The sequence below is a fragment of the Bacillus cereus group sp. BceL220 genome, assembly GCF_051776965.1.
GTDB classification, from domain to species: domain Bacteria; phylum Bacillota; class Bacilli; order Bacillales; family Bacillaceae_G; genus Bacillus_A; species Bacillus_A cereus.
This window is the reverse complement of the sequence record NZ_JBPWBC010000005.1, coordinates 196765-211172: the sequence shown is the minus strand read 5'-3', so window position 1 is coordinate 211172 and position 14408 is coordinate 196765. Positions and strand designations below refer to the sequence as shown.

The window sequence follows — 14408 nt, the reverse complement described above, 5'->3', positions numbered from 1 at the left end:
AAGAGTTAGAATGTAAATAAAAAAGATAGATACAAGCGAGGGAATATAGTGCTTGTTCTATCTTTTTTATAGTTAAACTAGGTACTCATTAAATTCAAGAAGAATAAAGCTAGCTAACCAAAAGAGTATCGCAATACGAATGATTACATACATTGTAAATTCAAAAGGAGTAAGATTTCTCACTCGCTTTATTTTTTTAAATAGTCTCACAGAATAAAAGGAACATAAAAGTAGAACTGCTATAGACATTTTATAAACGTTCTCTAACAAACTTACATTTTCTAATAAGTCTTTCAGCATGTTTATCACCTATTCTGTAAAGTATATTACAGAGAAATAGATCTTGAGCTGTCTAGTTTCGTTTGTTTTTTATTTTCCCTGTATCATCAATTTCTACATCAGTTGAAATTGTTTGTAAATATTGAAGAGCTTTTTTCTTTTCTCCCTCATTTACAGGGGAAACTTGGTTGTTGCGAATGATATAAGGATTGAATGACATTTGGACATCCTTTCCTTTAAAAGTTAAAGTTAATACGCCAGTTTCAGCGCTTTTCCCATTCACATAACTCGGGAATAAAAAGTTACCTAATGAGTAAGCGATAGGAACTTTATTATAATACTCAAACCCTTGTAACCAATGTGGATGGCTTCCGACAATTGCGTTAGCTCCTGCTTCAACCATTTTAGGTACATATTGCTTTTGGTATTCTACCGGACGATTTGATTTTTCAACGCCCCAATGCATATAGACGATTAAATAGTCTGCATCTTGTTTTTGTTCTTTAATTGTTTTTGTTACAAGATTTAAATCATAGCCATTCGCAACGCCAGGTTTATTCTCACCAGCTACCCAATTAGAATCAGGCATAAATCGAACGAAGGAAAGAAATTTAAACTTTTTCCCTTTTACGGTCATTTCTCGTGCTGTATATGCATCTTTCGCATTTTTTCCGGCTCCAATGTAAGGGAACTTTAATTTTTCTACGTGAGAAATCGTATCTAATAATCCATCTTGCCCATAATCAAGTGTGTGGTTATTCCCAATATTTACGATGTCATATCCAGTGTTTTTAATAGCTTGTAGTGTAGATGGATCACTTTTAATCCAAAACAGTTGCCCAGGTGCTTTCTTTTCTTTCGTTGTAAATGCCGACTCTAAATTCACAAAAGAAATATCAGCTTTTTTTATTTCTTCTTTTACATGTTGGAATGGGTAATCAGCCCCATTTTTTTCGATTATAGGACGTAATTGCCAATCGAACATTGTATCACCAGAGAAGGTGAGTGTGATTTCTTGGTCTTCTATTTTCTTTTCGCTTTTTGAAGCGGTTTTACTAGATTTGTTTTGCAAATCGGGTTTGTCTTTTGCTTTTGAAATAAAAGAGTAATTGATTAATAAAACAATCGGTGTAATGAAAAAGGCTATTAACAAAAATCGTTTTAGTAAAGTTTTCATATATACCTTCCCTTTTAATATTATCCCGCAATTAAATTAACACTGAATCTATTAAAGGTAATTAAAGTTACAAAAAATAGCGGGTTATGTAGTGGAAAACATTTGTTAATATTCTCAATATTAAGTTAACATATAGATAACCTGTAAATCAATGTATAAACCAAAATATAGAAATAAAGAATTCGAAGGGTGAAGAATGAGAAATGGTTATATTAGGAGCAGTTGTAAATGGGATTTGTATTATATTTGGTACTTTACTTGGTAAATTATTTAGTAGGATTCCAGAAAGTATGAAAGGGACGATAATGCACGCAATCGGTTTAGCGGTTACTGTGCTTGGGCTTCAAATGGCATTAAAAAGTGAAAACTTTCTTGTTGTCATACTGAGTTTAGTGATTGGTACGGTAATTGGAGAATGGTTACAATTAGAAGAAAAGTTAAAACATTTAGGGGATTGGCTAGAAAATAAAGTTGGATCGAAAGGGAAAGGTAGCATATCAGAAGGTTTTGTAACAGCTACTTTAATTTTTGCAATTGGCGCGATGGGGATACTTGGTGCACTTGACAGTGGGATTCGCGGAAATCATGATATTTTATTTACAAAGGCGATTATCGATGGATTTATTTCTATTATATTAACGACAACTCTAGGAATTGGCGTAGTATTTTCGGCGATTCCAGTTGTTTTATATGAAGGTGGTATTGCAGTTTTTGCAACACAAATTAATAGTTTTGTCCCGAAAGAATTAATGAACCAATTTATAGTGGAGATGACGGCTACGGGCGGCATTATGATATCTGCTATTGGATTGAACTTGCTTAGTATTATTAAAATCAAGGTGGCAAATTTACTTCCAGGTATATTGGTAGTGGGTGTAATTGTTTCAATTATTTATGGTTACGGTTTGTTAGTAAATTAGTAGAGGATGGAAATACATATGGAGGAATTTCAATTTACAAAACGTGTGCATAAAATATTGGAGATTGCAGCAAAAGAGAGTGAGTGTAACATAATTCACCCGGTCCATCTGTTTATAGGTATGTGTAAAGAAGGTACAGGAGTTTGCGCTGAGTTATTTATGTATTTGTTTCATAAAGTGAGTCCAGATTTTTTAGAAAAACTTTCGTTACGAAAACGATTCGAGTTACATAATCAAGAATATAAAAAAATAGGGCAATATAAACTATCTTATAAAGCGATAGAAATTTTACAAATAGCGAAGAAACGTATGGAACGCTTTCAGCAAGTAGTAATTAATGAAGGACATATTATGTATGCATTATTTCGTATAGATACAGATATTGGTGAATTTATACATACACAAATGCAAGAAGATATATTACGTATTACAGCTGCCCCGAGAGACTTAGTGGTAGATTTAAATCGTTTTAAATCTATTTATAATACATTATTTTGTTATATAAGAAGAGCTAGTCCTTCTGATTTTGATAAGTTATCACGATTTGTAGCGGATGAATTTGGTGAACGGTGGTTACAGTCGGTTGTTTATGGATTTCGGACATATAACGAAAAGTTACCTATCTATATTGCACAGCAGGAGGAAGTAATAATTGGTTTCGCCTGTTACGATGTAGTGAGAGGAAAGAAAGGATTGTTTGGTCCGATGGGCATAGCGAAACAAAATCGTGTGAAAGGTGTAGGAAAAGAATTATTGCATCATTGTTTATATAATATGAAGCAAGATGGATATGAATATGCGATTATTGGACAAGCAGGTCCCATTGAGTTTTACGAGAGAAATTGTAATGCTCGTTTAATACCGATAGATAATAATTAACCAACTTCATTTAGGGGAGTTGGTTTTATTATGAAAATGATGTAGAGATGTAGTGGTTTTTACTGGAAAATAGCGGGTTTTGTAGTAAATCTTGCATATAAAGCAAATTACTAAACTTTTTACAAGAAAGGGTGTAGAATGGGTATCTAAAGAAAGAAGGTGTGAAAATGGCCAGCTGGAAACGGAATTTAATGATTTGTTGGCTAGGTTGTTTTACCACTGCAGCCGGTATGAGTTTAGTAATTCCTTTCTTATCTTTTTATATTGAGGAATTAGGAGTAACTGGCACTTCAAGCATTGCACAGTGGTCGGGACTTGCATTTGGTGTAACATTTTTAATGGGTGCGATCGTATCACCAATATGGGGGAAGCTTGGTGATATACATGGACGGAAATTGATGCTTATTCGTGCTAGCCTTGGTATGGCGATTATTATGACGCTTATGGGATTTGTAACGGATGTGTATCAACTAGTCGCACTAAGATTTTTAATGGGAGCAGTATCTGGTTTCCTTTCAACAGCGATGACATTTATTGCAGCAGAAACTCCGAAAGAACATTCAGGTTGGGCGATTTCCACAATTTCAACTGGTGGTGTGAGTGGTTCGTTACTTGGGCCGTTACTTGGAGGTTATTTGTCTGAGTTAATTGGAATGCGTCATGTCTTTCTTGTTACAGGAGCTTTTTTATTCCTTTCCTTTCTCATCGTTTTTTTCTTCCTGCATGAAGAAAATCACTCTGCTCAAGCAAAAAAAACACAGCCGAAAAAAGTATGGACGATGGTCCCAGCGAAGCATTTAATTATTAGTTTATTTGTAACAACATTTATTATTCAACTTGCTAATATGTCAGTTCAACCCATTGTTACATTGTACGTGAAAAATTTAGTAGGTCCTCATACTGCACATATTGAAACAATTGCGGGAGCAGTTATGTCAGCGACAGGATTAGCAGTTATTTTGGCAGCACCAAGACTAGGAAGATTATCAGATCATATCGGTCCTCAAAAAACGTTAGTTGTAGCGTTATTTGCAGCAGGAATTATTTTTATCCCGCAAGCATTTGTAACCTCAGCTTGGCAACTATTAATTCTTCGATTTTTATTAGGTATCGCCCAAGCAGGATTATTGCCTTCCGTACAAACTCTACTAAAACAACATACACCAACCCATGTTACGGGACGAATATTTGGATATAATCAGTCGTTTCAGTTTTTAGGAAATATGATTGGTCCAGTGCTCGGGGGACAAATTGCAGCGCATGCAGGCTTCCAATATGTTTTCCTCTCTACATCATCACTATTATTTATTGCGTGTATTTGGGTTTATTTTCATAATAAGAACGAAGAAGTATCAGAGAAACAACGTTTGGAAGTTAGTTAACTAAGTGAATGAAAAAGAAAAAGGATGAAGCAACATGTGCTTCATCCTTTTTCTTTAAAATCGAAGACAGAGATAACTTAATGTACCAAGCTCATAACTACGGTGAATGACTTCACCGCTATTCTCGCCACTTCCCATTGCAATAAACAAAGGAACAAAATGCTCTGCTCTTGGTACTGCTAATTGTGCATGAGGAGCATTATTCTCCCAATTAAACAATGCATCTTTATCGTTATTCTGCATATGTTTAATAATCCAATCATCAAATTCAATTGCCCATTTTTCAGGAGTAGTTTGATTCCATTTCAGTGCTCGTAAATTATGAACGGTAACGCCACTACCGATTACTAAAATATCTTCTTGTCCGAGTCCTTTAAGTGCTTCTCCAATTTCAAATTGTTCTTTTGCAGAAAGGAATGGATTTACTGATATTTGCACGACAGGAATATTTGCTTCTGGATACATGCGGTACAGGAGTGTCCATGAACCATGATCTAAACCTCTCGTCATATTATGATGGACTGGAATACCTTTGTTTCTAAATTTTATTTCTAACATAGATGCAATGCTAGAAGAGCCTTTCGCACGATATTTGATTTCGTATAACTCAGGGGGGAAACCTCCAAAATCATAAATTGTTTCATACTCGTTATCTGATGAGGAAATCGTTAATACTTCACTTTCCCAGTGAGCAGTGAAAATAACAATTGCTTTCGGTTTATATGTTTCTCCAAGTGTTTTTAAAAATCGTGTATAGTCTGTATCTTGAATAGCGAGCATAGGCGAACCATGTGCTAAAAATAGTGATGGCATCATAATAGTAGAAACCTCCTAAAAATTATATAATTACTTTATGTAAGTAACTATATAATTTTATTTTTGATTCGTCAAGAGATTAGTTTGAAAGCAAGTCTGAAAAATACATCATTTGTCATAATGAAAGCAATTACATATAATATAAAATAAGAAAAGTGAATGGATATTCATTTTTCTTAAAGGTATACATAATAAATTTGGGGGCTGACGAAATGAATGTACAGGAAAGTTTCGTTACGGCATTGGATGGATCGGAAATTTATTTGCGTAAATGGTTACCAGAAGGAGATCCGAGAGGAATTATTCAAATTGCACATGGCATGACAGAGCATGCAGGGGTGTATACAGAATTTGTAGATGCTTTATTGGAAGCAGGTTATGGTGTTTATGCGCATGATCATAAAGGACATGGGAAAACAGTAAAAAAAGAAGAAGATTATGGTCATTTTGAACCAAATATAGGGTGGAATCAAGTTGTATCGGATGTTATCTTTGTTTCAGAAAGGATAAAAGAAGAGCAGTCAAGTCCTTTGTTTTTACTTGGACATAGTATGGGTTCTTTTTTATCAAGACGTTCTGTACAACTTAGAGGCGAATTATATGATGGATTTCTGATTTCAGGAACAGGTGGAGATCCAGGGCTTTTAGGAGCCGTTGGTCATAAAGTAGCGACAATCGAAATGAAATTGCGCGGGGCAAAAACGAAAAGTCCAATGTTAAACTTTTTATCTTTCGGAAACTTCAATTCGAACTTTAAGCCAAATCGTACAAAATTTGATTGGTTATCTTCAGATAATAATCAAGTTGATAAATATATTGCGGATCCGTTATGTGGTTTCATTTGTACGACGAGTTTTTACCGAGAATTATTTTCTGGAGTATTAGAAGTAAATAAACTAGAAGAATACAAGAAGACGCCAAAGAATCTTCCAATACATATATTCTCTGGTGATCGTGATCCTGTTGGCGATATGGGGAAAGGTGTAAAAGAAGTATATGAAAACTATAAAAAATGTGGTGTGAAAGACGTGACACTACGTTTATATGAAAATGGTAGACATGAAATGTTTCATGAAGTAAATAAGGATGAAGTATTTAAAGATTTAATTTCGTGGTTAGATGCGCATAATAAATGAGAAAGATAATCCCAAACTGTTTGTAGTTTGGGATTATCTATTATACAGAAATAGGGGCAATAAATTCTTAAATTCACTTTACTTAATAAAAAATAAATCTTATTCTATATAATTAAACAGATAGCAAGCTCTGTGTAAGTAAGGAGATGAATGTATGAGATTTGGAATTATCGGTCCATCAGAAGATGAAATTACGCCTTTTATTGAAGAAATGTCTAATAAGGAAATAACGAATCTTGCGATGTTAACATTTCACAGTGGGAAATATGAGAATGTAGAAGTTGTTGCCTTATATTGTGGTGTATGTAAAGTTAATGCAGCTATTGCAACTCAAATATTAATCGATAAATTCAATGTAACGCATATTATTGTCACAGGTGTTGCAGGAGCAATCGACAAAGTATTGAAAATTGGAGATACAGTAATTTCAACAGAAATAGCATATCATGATGTTGATGAAGGGATATTAACTGAATATCATCCTTGGATGGAAAGTGTATATTTTAGAACGGATAGAAACCTGCTTGAATTAAGCAGAGAAGTGGTTGAGAACAATCAATTCGCTCAAAATGTTTATTTTGGAAAAGTTGTTACTGGAGAAGCGTTTATTAGTGAGAGTGGTCGTACAGAAATAATCTCTAAATACAATCCACTTTGTGTAGATATGGAAACTGCAAGTATAGCCCACGTCTGCTATGCAAATACGATTCCGTTTTTAGCAGTGAGATCAATAACAGATACAGAAGAAGCTTCTGGCATAGAAGTGTTCGAAGATAATTGTGTATCTGCTTCGCATAATTCAATTTATTTTGTTAAAAAGTTACTAGAGTCGTTAAAAAAATAAAGAAATATTGTATGAGAGGAAACCTCACTTTTCTGAAGTGAGGTTTTTTGTAGTAACGAAGTAATAGTGAATAAAACTAATTTTAAAAGTAACTTAAAATCAAACTTTTTATAAAGCAACAGATGCCTGTTCATAATAGTAGTATAATAGTGAATGAGGTGTTAATAGAATGGAAGATAGAACGTTAGGTTTATTACTAGATGTTGTTGGTGAATTATTTTCAGATGAAATTTCAATTGCTGTTTCGAATACGAAAGAATATATTTACTATCGGCCAAGTAAACGAATTGATTTAAAGATTAGTGTCGGGGATCCTATAAAGGAAGGAACGATTGCTCATAAATCGATGGTGATGAATCAAAAAACATCTGAGTTTATTAATCGGGATGTTTTTGGTATTCCTTATCATGGAATGGCTGTACCATTTTCAAACAATGGAAAGCTTGAAGGGTGCGTAACGGCAATTTATCCAGCTTTAACGGATGGAAAGTCAGTCGTTACTTTAAAAACAACAGACGGCTGGATTCCGGTTCCTTTTTCAAAGGTTATGTATTTAGAGGCTAAAGATAAAAAGACGTATGTGAATTCAGAAGAGTTATCAGGAACACATAAATACTCTCTACAAGAATTCGAATACTTGCTTCCGAAAGATTCATTTATTAGATGTCACCGTTCGTTTATTGTAAATGTTAATCATATTAAAGCGATTTATCCTGATACCCATTCTACTTTTGTACTTTCGATGGATAATGGTGAGAGGGTACCAGTTAGTCAATCATACGCTAGTTATTTTCGTAAGCTTCTAGGATTCTAAATTTTTCTGCTTTAGAACCTAGATTTGCTGTTCTGTCTGAATTTTCAGCATTGTATACTAAAATCCCTATTTTGATAGTGTTAATGTGTAAAATAATTATGAATATTCAATGAGAGAGGGATTACATATGGAGAACAATTTAGATAGAATCAGAGATCAACGCCTAAAAGATCGGGTAGTTACACCTGAAGAAGCAGCTTCCTGGATTCAAAGTGGAATGACTTTAGGCTTAAGTGGGTTTACACGTGCAGGTGATGTGAAAGCAGTCCCATTTGCGCTTGTAAACCGAGTTAAGAATGATGAATCTTTTAAAGTAAATGTTTATACTGGGGCTTCTTTAGGCTCGGATGTAGACAAATTATTTGCTGAGGCAGGAATTTTAGGGAAACGATTGCCTTTCCAAGCTGATGCGACAATGCGAAAAGGAATTAATAACGGAGACTTTTTATTTGTAGATCAGCACTTATCTCATACAGCAGAGTTACTTCGTGCTGACGTTCTAGATATAGATTTCGCTATTTTGGAAGCGGTTGCGATTACAGAGGACGGAATGATTATTCCAACCACTTCAATTGGAAATTCCTTAGCGTTTTCCTTAAATGCTAAGTCTATTATTATTGAAATGAATATGGCTCAATCCGCGCAATTAGAGGGGCTACATGATCTATATGAACCAGGTAAACAAGGAGAGAGGCTTCCAATTCCGCTTGTGAAAACGGATGACCGAATTGGAACAATCGGTATTCCAATTGATCCTGAAAAAGTAAAGGGAATTGTGTTTACGAATCAATTGGATTCGCCATCGACAATTGTTCCTCCGGATGAAGAAACTGTTATTATGGCACAGCATTTAATCGAATTCCTTCGAGAAGAAGTCAAAGTAGGCCGATTAACAAATCGTTTAGCGCCGTTACAATCAGGAATTGGTTCAGTTGCTAACGCAGTATTGCACGGAATGTTAGGTTCAGAATTTGAAGATTTAGAAGTATATTCCGAGGTTTTACAAGATGCAGTTTTTGATCTTATGGATGCTGGAAAAGTCAATTTTGCTTCTTGTTGTTCTATCACGCTTTCTGAAGAGAAAATGCAACAAGTATTTTCTAACTTTGAAAAATATTGTGACAAATTAATGATGCGTCCACAAGAGATTTCCAATCATCCTGAAATCATTCGTCGCCTTGGATTAATCTCAATTAATACTGCTTTAGAATTGGATATATATGGTAATGTTAACTCTACTCACGTTTTAGGTACAAAAATGATGAATGGTATTGGTGGGTCTGGTGATTTTGCAAGAAATGCCCGCCTAGCTATCTTTGTTACTAAATCGATTGCGAAGGGTGGGAACATTTCAAGCATCGTTCCTTTCGTTTCACATGTAGATCATACAGAACATGATGTAGATGTTATCGTCACTGAACAGGGGTATGCTGACTTAAGAGGGCTTGCGCCAAGAGAAAGAGTGGAACTTATTATTGAGAATTGCGCACATCCAATGTATCGTGATCAACTACGTGCTTATTACGAAGAAGCAAAAACAAGAGGTGGACAAACTCCTCATATTTTAGAAAAAGCTTTTTCTTGGCATACGAATTATGCTAAAAATGGAACAATGCTTGAAGCGGTAGTAGAAACTGTATAGGTTTGTATCGTACGAAATAGTAAAACGAATGAGTGAGTTTGAAGATTAAATTTTAGAAAAAGAGAACGCCAACTTTTAGGGATGGCGTTCTTTTTCTTAAAAAAATTTGTTGAAAATCGTACTGATTATAATAAAGAATTATAAAAGTAAGCTCTAATTTATGAAAATAAAAGGTTTTTTGAAGTGCTTTCCGAATCAATTTAGTAGTTTACATATCGAAAGTGAGGAGAAAGAATCATGAAGATAAGAGAAGCGTTATTAAGTGAAGCAAATGAATTAAGTGAACTCGCACTACAATCAAAAGCAACGTGGAATTATAGTGAAGAATTCATACTTGCTTGTAAGGAAGATTTAACAATTACAGAAGAATACATAAAAAATAATTTTGTATATGTTTTAGAAAACGATAATGCGAAGATTGGTTTTTTCTCATTTTTACGTAATGATAAAGCTCTCGATTTCTTGTACATTCATCCTGATTACAAAGGAAAAGGTTACGGGAAAATACTTTGGGAGTATGTAATAGAAAAAGCAAATGAACTAGGATTAAAAAGTTTTACAATTGATAGTGATCCGAATGCAAAAGGATATTACTTGAAAATGGGAGCACAGTTAATAGGAGAGATACCATCAACTGTCTTTAAGGGTCGTTTACTGCCTCTTTTGAAATATGATGTGTAAAACTATTAATAGTAGGGGAAGATTAGAATGGATGATGTAAAGGAAAAAAGAATATATGAAGCACTAATAAAATCGTGGTCAATTGAAACAAGTTCAAAGTGGACAATTGAAAATCCAGCAAAGGGACAATGTGGTGTTACAGCTCTTGTCGTTCAAGACATATACGGAGGAGAAATTAAAAAGACAAAAGTAAGAGAGGTATGGCACTTTTATAACTTTATAGATGGGCAGAGATTTGATTTTACAGAGACTCAATTCAATGGGAAATTGAATTATATGGATGAAAAGTCAAATCGGGAAGAAGCATTTGCAGATACAAATGAAAAGCAATATAACATTTTGAAGGAAAAAATAACGAAAGAATTCAAATTATCTTTTGACTCTTAATCTTTAATAAGTTACTATAATGGTGGTAACTTATTAAAGGGAACTTCATAGAGTTGAAAGGGGAAATACTTTTGAAAACAACTTATGTAAACGCTACAATCGTAACGATGAATGAACAAAACGAAGTGATAGAAAATGGATATATCATTGTAGAAAATGATCAAATTATAGATGTAAAGAGCGGAGAATTCGCTAATGATTTTGAAGTAGATGAAGTAATTGACATGAAAGGAAAGTGGGTTTTACCAGGGCTTGTAAACACACATACACACGTTGTAATGAGTCTCTTAAGAGGTATTGGCGATGATATGTTATTACAACCATGGCTGGAGACGAGAATTTGGCCACTTGAAAGTCAGTTTACTCCAGAGCTTGCGGTTGCTAGTACGGAATTAGGATTACTTGAAATGGTGAAAAGTGGTACAACATCATTTTCTGACATGTTTAATCCAATTGGAGTAGATCAAGATGCAATTATGGAAACGGTATCAAGGAGTGGAATGCGAGCTGCTGTTTCAAGAACTTTATTTAGCTTCGGAACGAAAGAGGATGAAAAGAAAGCAATTGAAGAAGCTGAGAAATATGTGAAGCGTTACTATAAAGAAAGTGGCATGTTAACTACGATGGTTGCACCGCATAGTCCATATACATGTTCTACAGAACTGTTAGAAGAATGCGCACGTATTGCAGTAGAAAATCAAACGATGGTCCATATTCATCTTTCGGAAACAGAGCGTGAAGTACGTGATATTGAAGCACAGTACGGAAAACGTCCAGTAGAATATGCAGCAAGTTGCGGGTTGTTTAAACGCCCAACAGTTATTGCACACGGTGTAGTATTAAATGAAAATGAGCGTGCATTTTTAGCAGAACATGATGTTCGAGTAGCACATAACCCAAATAGTAATTTAAAACTAGGTTCTGGTATAGCGAATGTAAAAGCGATGCTAGAAGCAGGAATAAAAGTAGGAATTGCAACAGATAGTGTTGCGTCTAACAATAATTTAGACATGTTTGAAGAACTGCGTATAGCAACTTTATTGCAAAAAGGTATACACCAAGATGCAACAGCATTACCAGTTGAAACAGCTCTTTCTCTTGCGACAAAAGGAGCTGCGGAAGTCATTGGGATGAAACAAACAGGGTCACTAGAAGCTGGTAAGTGTGCTGATTTTATTACGATTGACCCGTCTAATAAGCCGCATCTACAACCAGCGGATGAAGTGTTATCACACCTTGTATATGCTGCGAGTGGTAAAGATATAAGCGATGTAATTATTAACGGAAAACGTGTCGTTTGGAATGGTGAATGTAAAACGTTAGATGAAGAGCGTATTATATTTGAAGCAAGTCGATATAAACGAGGTCTGCAAAGATAGATATATTCAGGATGTGGAGAAACTTTTCTCCACATCCTGTTTTTGTGTCTGAAGAGTTAATTCCACAAAAATCATTTCCTTCGTGTGATTGAAATAACAATTCGTTTTGGTTTTATTAAGGAATTTTGAAAAAATTATGATACATTAGCGGGAATTAAAATGTAAAACTATCGAAATTTATAAAATAAAGTGCATTTAAAACAAAAACAGCCCCCAATTTTTAATGAGGAATTGGAGCTGTTTTTATGATGGGACATACTGTCTCTTTTAGGAACGGATATTTTTAAATGATAACCATTCATGAAATCATGATATGTCATAATTTTTATAATATATATGCAAAGAAGGGATGGAGTGAGCACACAAATTAAGGTAACACCGGAACAATTAGAAGAAGTTGCTAAAACAGTAAGAAATACGAGATCATCATTAGAATATATACATAAAGACTTATACTCTCAAACTGAATATATAGCTTCTCAGTGGAGCGGAGCAAGCAGTGATCGTTTCTATCAGATGTTTAATGAAGCAAAGCCAATGATGTTTAACATTTTGCAAGAATTAGATAAAATCGCAGTAGAATTAGAACGTGCAGCTGTTAAATTCCGAGAAGCGGATGAATTGTATGGCGAAAATTTAGTTGATTCTAATATTCAAGAAGGAGCCATGTGTGGAAAACTCCCTCCAAAATCAGAAGAGTCATTTTTGAATAAAAAGGATTTAAATGCTGCGTGGACTGGTATTTCTACTGGTTTTATAGATGGTGCTGTAGATGCATGGGAAGGATTTGTAGCTTTAGGAGATAAAGAAACCTGGTTAAATATGCGAGATGCGATTGTAAACTATAGGGAGACTCTTCCTGCTGCATGGAACACTGTATCAGATACATTTATGAATAATTTTTGGAATGGAGATCTTGAAAGCAGAGAACATTATGCAGCTTACGCAGTCACTACACTACTAACAGGCTTTGCTGGTAGCAAAGGTCTAGATAAAGTAGGACAAGCAGGTAAGGTAGCTGCTATTACAGGTTTTACTAAAGGAAAATCACTTGTAATTAATTCCCCGGCATATAGAAATGCATTACACATATTAAATAACTATGAATTTAAGGGTGGTAATCATCTTTCATATGCGGGAGTCGGAAGTATTCAACAGTACTTGCAGAAAGCAGCCCCATATACTTATGAGGGTCCAAATGGTCCGAAAACAATAAGGTTAAGATTGGGTGAGTTAGCGGGAAATAAACATCCAGTTACAGGAATTCCGTATGATTTAGATGGTTTCCCTATTTTTAAACCTGTTTCTGAAGTTAAATTAAAAGAAGCAGATTTTAAAAAATCTAGACCAACACATGATAGAATATGTAGTAAAGCATTATACGAACAAATAATGAAAGACCCTAAGTTAGCTGCAAAATTCACAGAAGAAGAAATAGAGTTATTTAAGCTAGGCGAGGTACCAGAGAATTATACATGGCATCATCATCAAGAAGCAGGACGAATGCAACTTGTTGATTATGAAACACATAGGAAAACAGGTCACACTGGTGGATATAAAATTTGGGGAAAAGACAGCGATAAGTAAGGAGGAGTATATATGAGCAACGTTACTTGGATTGGAGTAAATAAAAAAGAAATTACAGATGAAAACATTCAGAAAGTAGAACAATATTTCAATATTAAATTCCCTATGGATTTTATAGAATGTGTAAAAAAATATGATAGTGGCTATCCAAGACCCAAAATATTTGATGTACCCGGACAGGATGAGAATGTATTTAGCAAGCTTTTAACTTTTGATTTAGAAAGTAGAAATTCAATCATCCAAGTTTATGATGATATAAAAGATAGATTAGCAAATAAAGTATATCCCTTTGGTAAGGATTCATTTGGGAATCATCTGTGTTTTGATTACCGTAGCAATCCCGAATCACCAACAGTAGTATTTTGGGATTATGAAGAAGAAAACATAGAGGAAGCAATATATCCTGTTTGCTCAACATTTACAGAATTGCTTGCTAGTCTACGTGATTTCGAAGAAGAAGATTGAGGAAACTAAAAAACGGCCTA

General features: G+C 34.5%; 15 protein-coding genes. 12 read left to right on the top strand and 3 right to left on the bottom strand.

The window, feature by feature from the left end; genetic code table 11:
• Positions 1–72: 72 nt before the first annotated feature.
• Together ACS2FK_RS15870 and ACS2FK_RS15865 are read right to left on the bottom strand one after the other, a co-directional pair.
• On the bottom strand, positions 73–300 hold the full coding sequence (locus ACS2FK_RS15870) for a hypothetical protein (protein WP_063547039.1): 228 nt from the start codon (positions 298–300) through the stop codon (positions 73–75).
• A gap of 52 nt (positions 301–352) precedes the next feature.
• On the bottom strand, positions 353–1456 hold the full coding sequence (locus tag ACS2FK_RS15865; protein WP_000854539.1) for a CapA family protein: 1104 nt from the start codon (positions 1454–1456) through the stop codon (positions 353–355).
• A gap of 203 nt (positions 1457–1659) precedes the next feature.
• Here ACS2FK_RS15865 and ACS2FK_RS15860 point away from each other — a divergent pair, with 203 nt between their 5' ends.
• The 3 genes from ACS2FK_RS15860 to ACS2FK_RS15850 all read left to right on the top strand — a co-directional run bounded on the left by ACS2FK_RS15860 (position 1660) and on the right by ACS2FK_RS15850 (position 4637).
• Complete coding sequence (locus tag ACS2FK_RS15860) at positions 1660–2376, top strand: DUF554 domain-containing protein (protein WP_000236030.1); 717 nt, start codon at positions 1660–1662, stop codon at positions 2374–2376.
• 18 nt (positions 2377–2394) lie between these two features.
• Positions 2395–3255, top strand: coding sequence for a GNAT family N-acetyltransferase (locus ACS2FK_RS15855; protein WP_063547040.1), 861 nt, complete (start codon positions 2395–2397; stop codon positions 3253–3255).
• A gap of 167 nt (positions 3256–3422) precedes the next feature.
• Complete coding sequence (locus ACS2FK_RS15850; protein ID WP_000179302.1) at positions 3423–4637, top strand: multidrug efflux MFS transporter; 1215 nt, start codon at positions 3423–3425, stop codon at positions 4635–4637.
• A gap of 54 nt (positions 4638–4691) precedes the next feature.
• Here the strand turns inward: ACS2FK_RS15850 and ACS2FK_RS15845 are convergent, their stop codons facing one another.
• A complete protein-coding gene (locus tag ACS2FK_RS15845) occupies positions 4692–5453 on the bottom strand; it encodes a DODA-type extradiol aromatic ring-opening family dioxygenase (RefSeq protein WP_063547041.1) in 762 nt (253 codons plus the stop codon).
• A 212-nt stretch (positions 5454–5665) separates the two neighbouring features.
• Here ACS2FK_RS15845 and ACS2FK_RS15840 point away from each other — a divergent pair, with 212 nt between their 5' ends.
• The 9 genes from ACS2FK_RS15840 (at position 5666) to ACS2FK_RS15800 (ending at position 14388) form a co-directional block, all read left to right on the top strand.
• Positions 5666–6589, top strand: coding sequence for an alpha/beta hydrolase (locus ACS2FK_RS15840; protein WP_063547042.1), 924 nt, complete (start codon positions 5666–5668; stop codon positions 6587–6589).
• 154 nt (positions 6590–6743) lie between these two features.
• Positions 6744–7433, top strand: coding sequence for a 5'-methylthioadenosine/adenosylhomocysteine nucleosidase (locus tag ACS2FK_RS15835; RefSeq protein ID WP_016082075.1), 690 nt, complete (start codon positions 6744–6746; stop codon positions 7431–7433).
• Between the two features lie 169 nt (positions 7434–7602).
• Positions 7603–8247, top strand: a complete 645-nt coding sequence (locus tag ACS2FK_RS15830; protein WP_029441983.1) for a LytTR family DNA-binding domain-containing protein — start codon at positions 7603–7605, stop codon at positions 8245–8247.
• 127 nt (positions 8248–8374) lie between these two features.
• Positions 8375–9889, top strand: a complete 1515-nt coding sequence (locus ACS2FK_RS15825) for an acetyl-CoA hydrolase/transferase family protein (protein WP_063547043.1) — start codon at positions 8375–8377, stop codon at positions 9887–9889.
• A 237-nt stretch (positions 9890–10126) separates the two neighbouring features.
• The gene (locus ACS2FK_RS15820) at positions 10127–10570 is read left to right on the top strand and encodes a GNAT family N-acetyltransferase (RefSeq protein WP_063547044.1); all 444 of its coding nucleotides are present in this window, start codon (positions 10127–10129) and stop codon (positions 10568–10570) included.
• Between the two features lie 27 nt (positions 10571–10597).
• A complete protein-coding gene (locus ACS2FK_RS15815) occupies positions 10598–10957 on the top strand; it encodes a YunG family protein (protein ID WP_048565312.1) in 360 nt (119 codons plus the stop codon).
• A 53-nt stretch (positions 10958–11010) separates the two neighbouring features.
• Positions 11011–12336, top strand: coding sequence for a bifunctional S-methyl-5'-thioadenosine deaminase/S-adenosylhomocysteine deaminase (locus ACS2FK_RS15810; protein ID WP_141552646.1), 1326 nt, complete (start codon positions 11011–11013; stop codon positions 12334–12336).
• Between the two features lie 354 nt (positions 12337–12690).
• The gene (locus ACS2FK_RS15805) at positions 12691–13923 is read left to right on the top strand and encodes a WXG100 family type VII secretion target (RefSeq protein ID WP_063547046.1); all 1233 of its coding nucleotides are present in this window, start codon (positions 12691–12693) and stop codon (positions 13921–13923) included.
• A 12-nt stretch (positions 13924–13935) separates the two neighbouring features.
• Positions 13936–14388 carry an SMI1/KNR4 family protein gene (locus ACS2FK_RS15800; RefSeq protein ID WP_063547047.1) on the top strand — a complete coding sequence of 151 codons (453 nt, stop codon included), beginning with the start codon at positions 13936–13938 and terminating at the stop codon, positions 14386–14388.
• Positions 14389–14408 lie beyond the last annotated feature (20 nt).

What these genes read in the sequence shown, in the direction of transcription:
- ACS2FK_RS15870 (WP_063547039.1), bottom strand. Translation starts at nt 300, where the DNA reads ATGCTGAAAGACTTATTAGAAAATGTAAGTTTGTTAGAGAACGTTTAT.
- ACS2FK_RS15865 (WP_000854539.1), bottom strand. Translation starts at nt 1,456, where the DNA reads ATGAAAACTTTACTAAAACGATTTTTGTTAATAGCCTTTTTCATTACA.
- ACS2FK_RS15860 (WP_000236030.1), top strand. Translation starts at nt 1,660, where the DNA reads ATGGTTATATTAGGAGCAGTTGTAAATGGGATTTGTATTATATTTGGT.
- ACS2FK_RS15855 (WP_063547040.1), top strand. Translation starts at nt 2,395, where the DNA reads ATGGAGGAATTTCAATTTACAAAACGTGTGCATAAAATATTGGAGATT.
- ACS2FK_RS15850 (WP_000179302.1), top strand. Translation starts at nt 3,423, where the DNA reads ATGGCCAGCTGGAAACGGAATTTAATGATTTGTTGGCTAGGTTGTTTT.
- ACS2FK_RS15845 (WP_063547041.1), bottom strand. Translation starts at nt 5,453, where the DNA reads ATGATGCCATCACTATTTTTAGCACATGGTTCGCCTATGCTCGCTATT.
- ACS2FK_RS15840 (WP_063547042.1), top strand. Translation starts at nt 5,666, where the DNA reads ATGAATGTACAGGAAAGTTTCGTTACGGCATTGGATGGATCGGAAATT.
- ACS2FK_RS15835 (WP_016082075.1), top strand. Translation starts at nt 6,744, where the DNA reads ATGAGATTTGGAATTATCGGTCCATCAGAAGATGAAATTACGCCTTTT.
- ACS2FK_RS15830 (WP_029441983.1), top strand. Translation starts at nt 7,603, where the DNA reads ATGGAAGATAGAACGTTAGGTTTATTACTAGATGTTGTTGGTGAATTA.
- ACS2FK_RS15825 (WP_063547043.1), top strand. Translation starts at nt 8,375, where the DNA reads ATGGAGAACAATTTAGATAGAATCAGAGATCAACGCCTAAAAGATCGG.
- ACS2FK_RS15820 (WP_063547044.1), top strand. Translation starts at nt 10,127, where the DNA reads ATGAAGATAAGAGAAGCGTTATTAAGTGAAGCAAATGAATTAAGTGAA.
- ACS2FK_RS15815 (WP_048565312.1), top strand. Translation starts at nt 10,598, where the DNA reads ATGGATGATGTAAAGGAAAAAAGAATATATGAAGCACTAATAAAATCG.
- ACS2FK_RS15800 (WP_063547047.1), top strand. Translation starts at nt 13,936, where the DNA reads ATGAGCAACGTTACTTGGATTGGAGTAAATAAAAAAGAAATTACAGAT.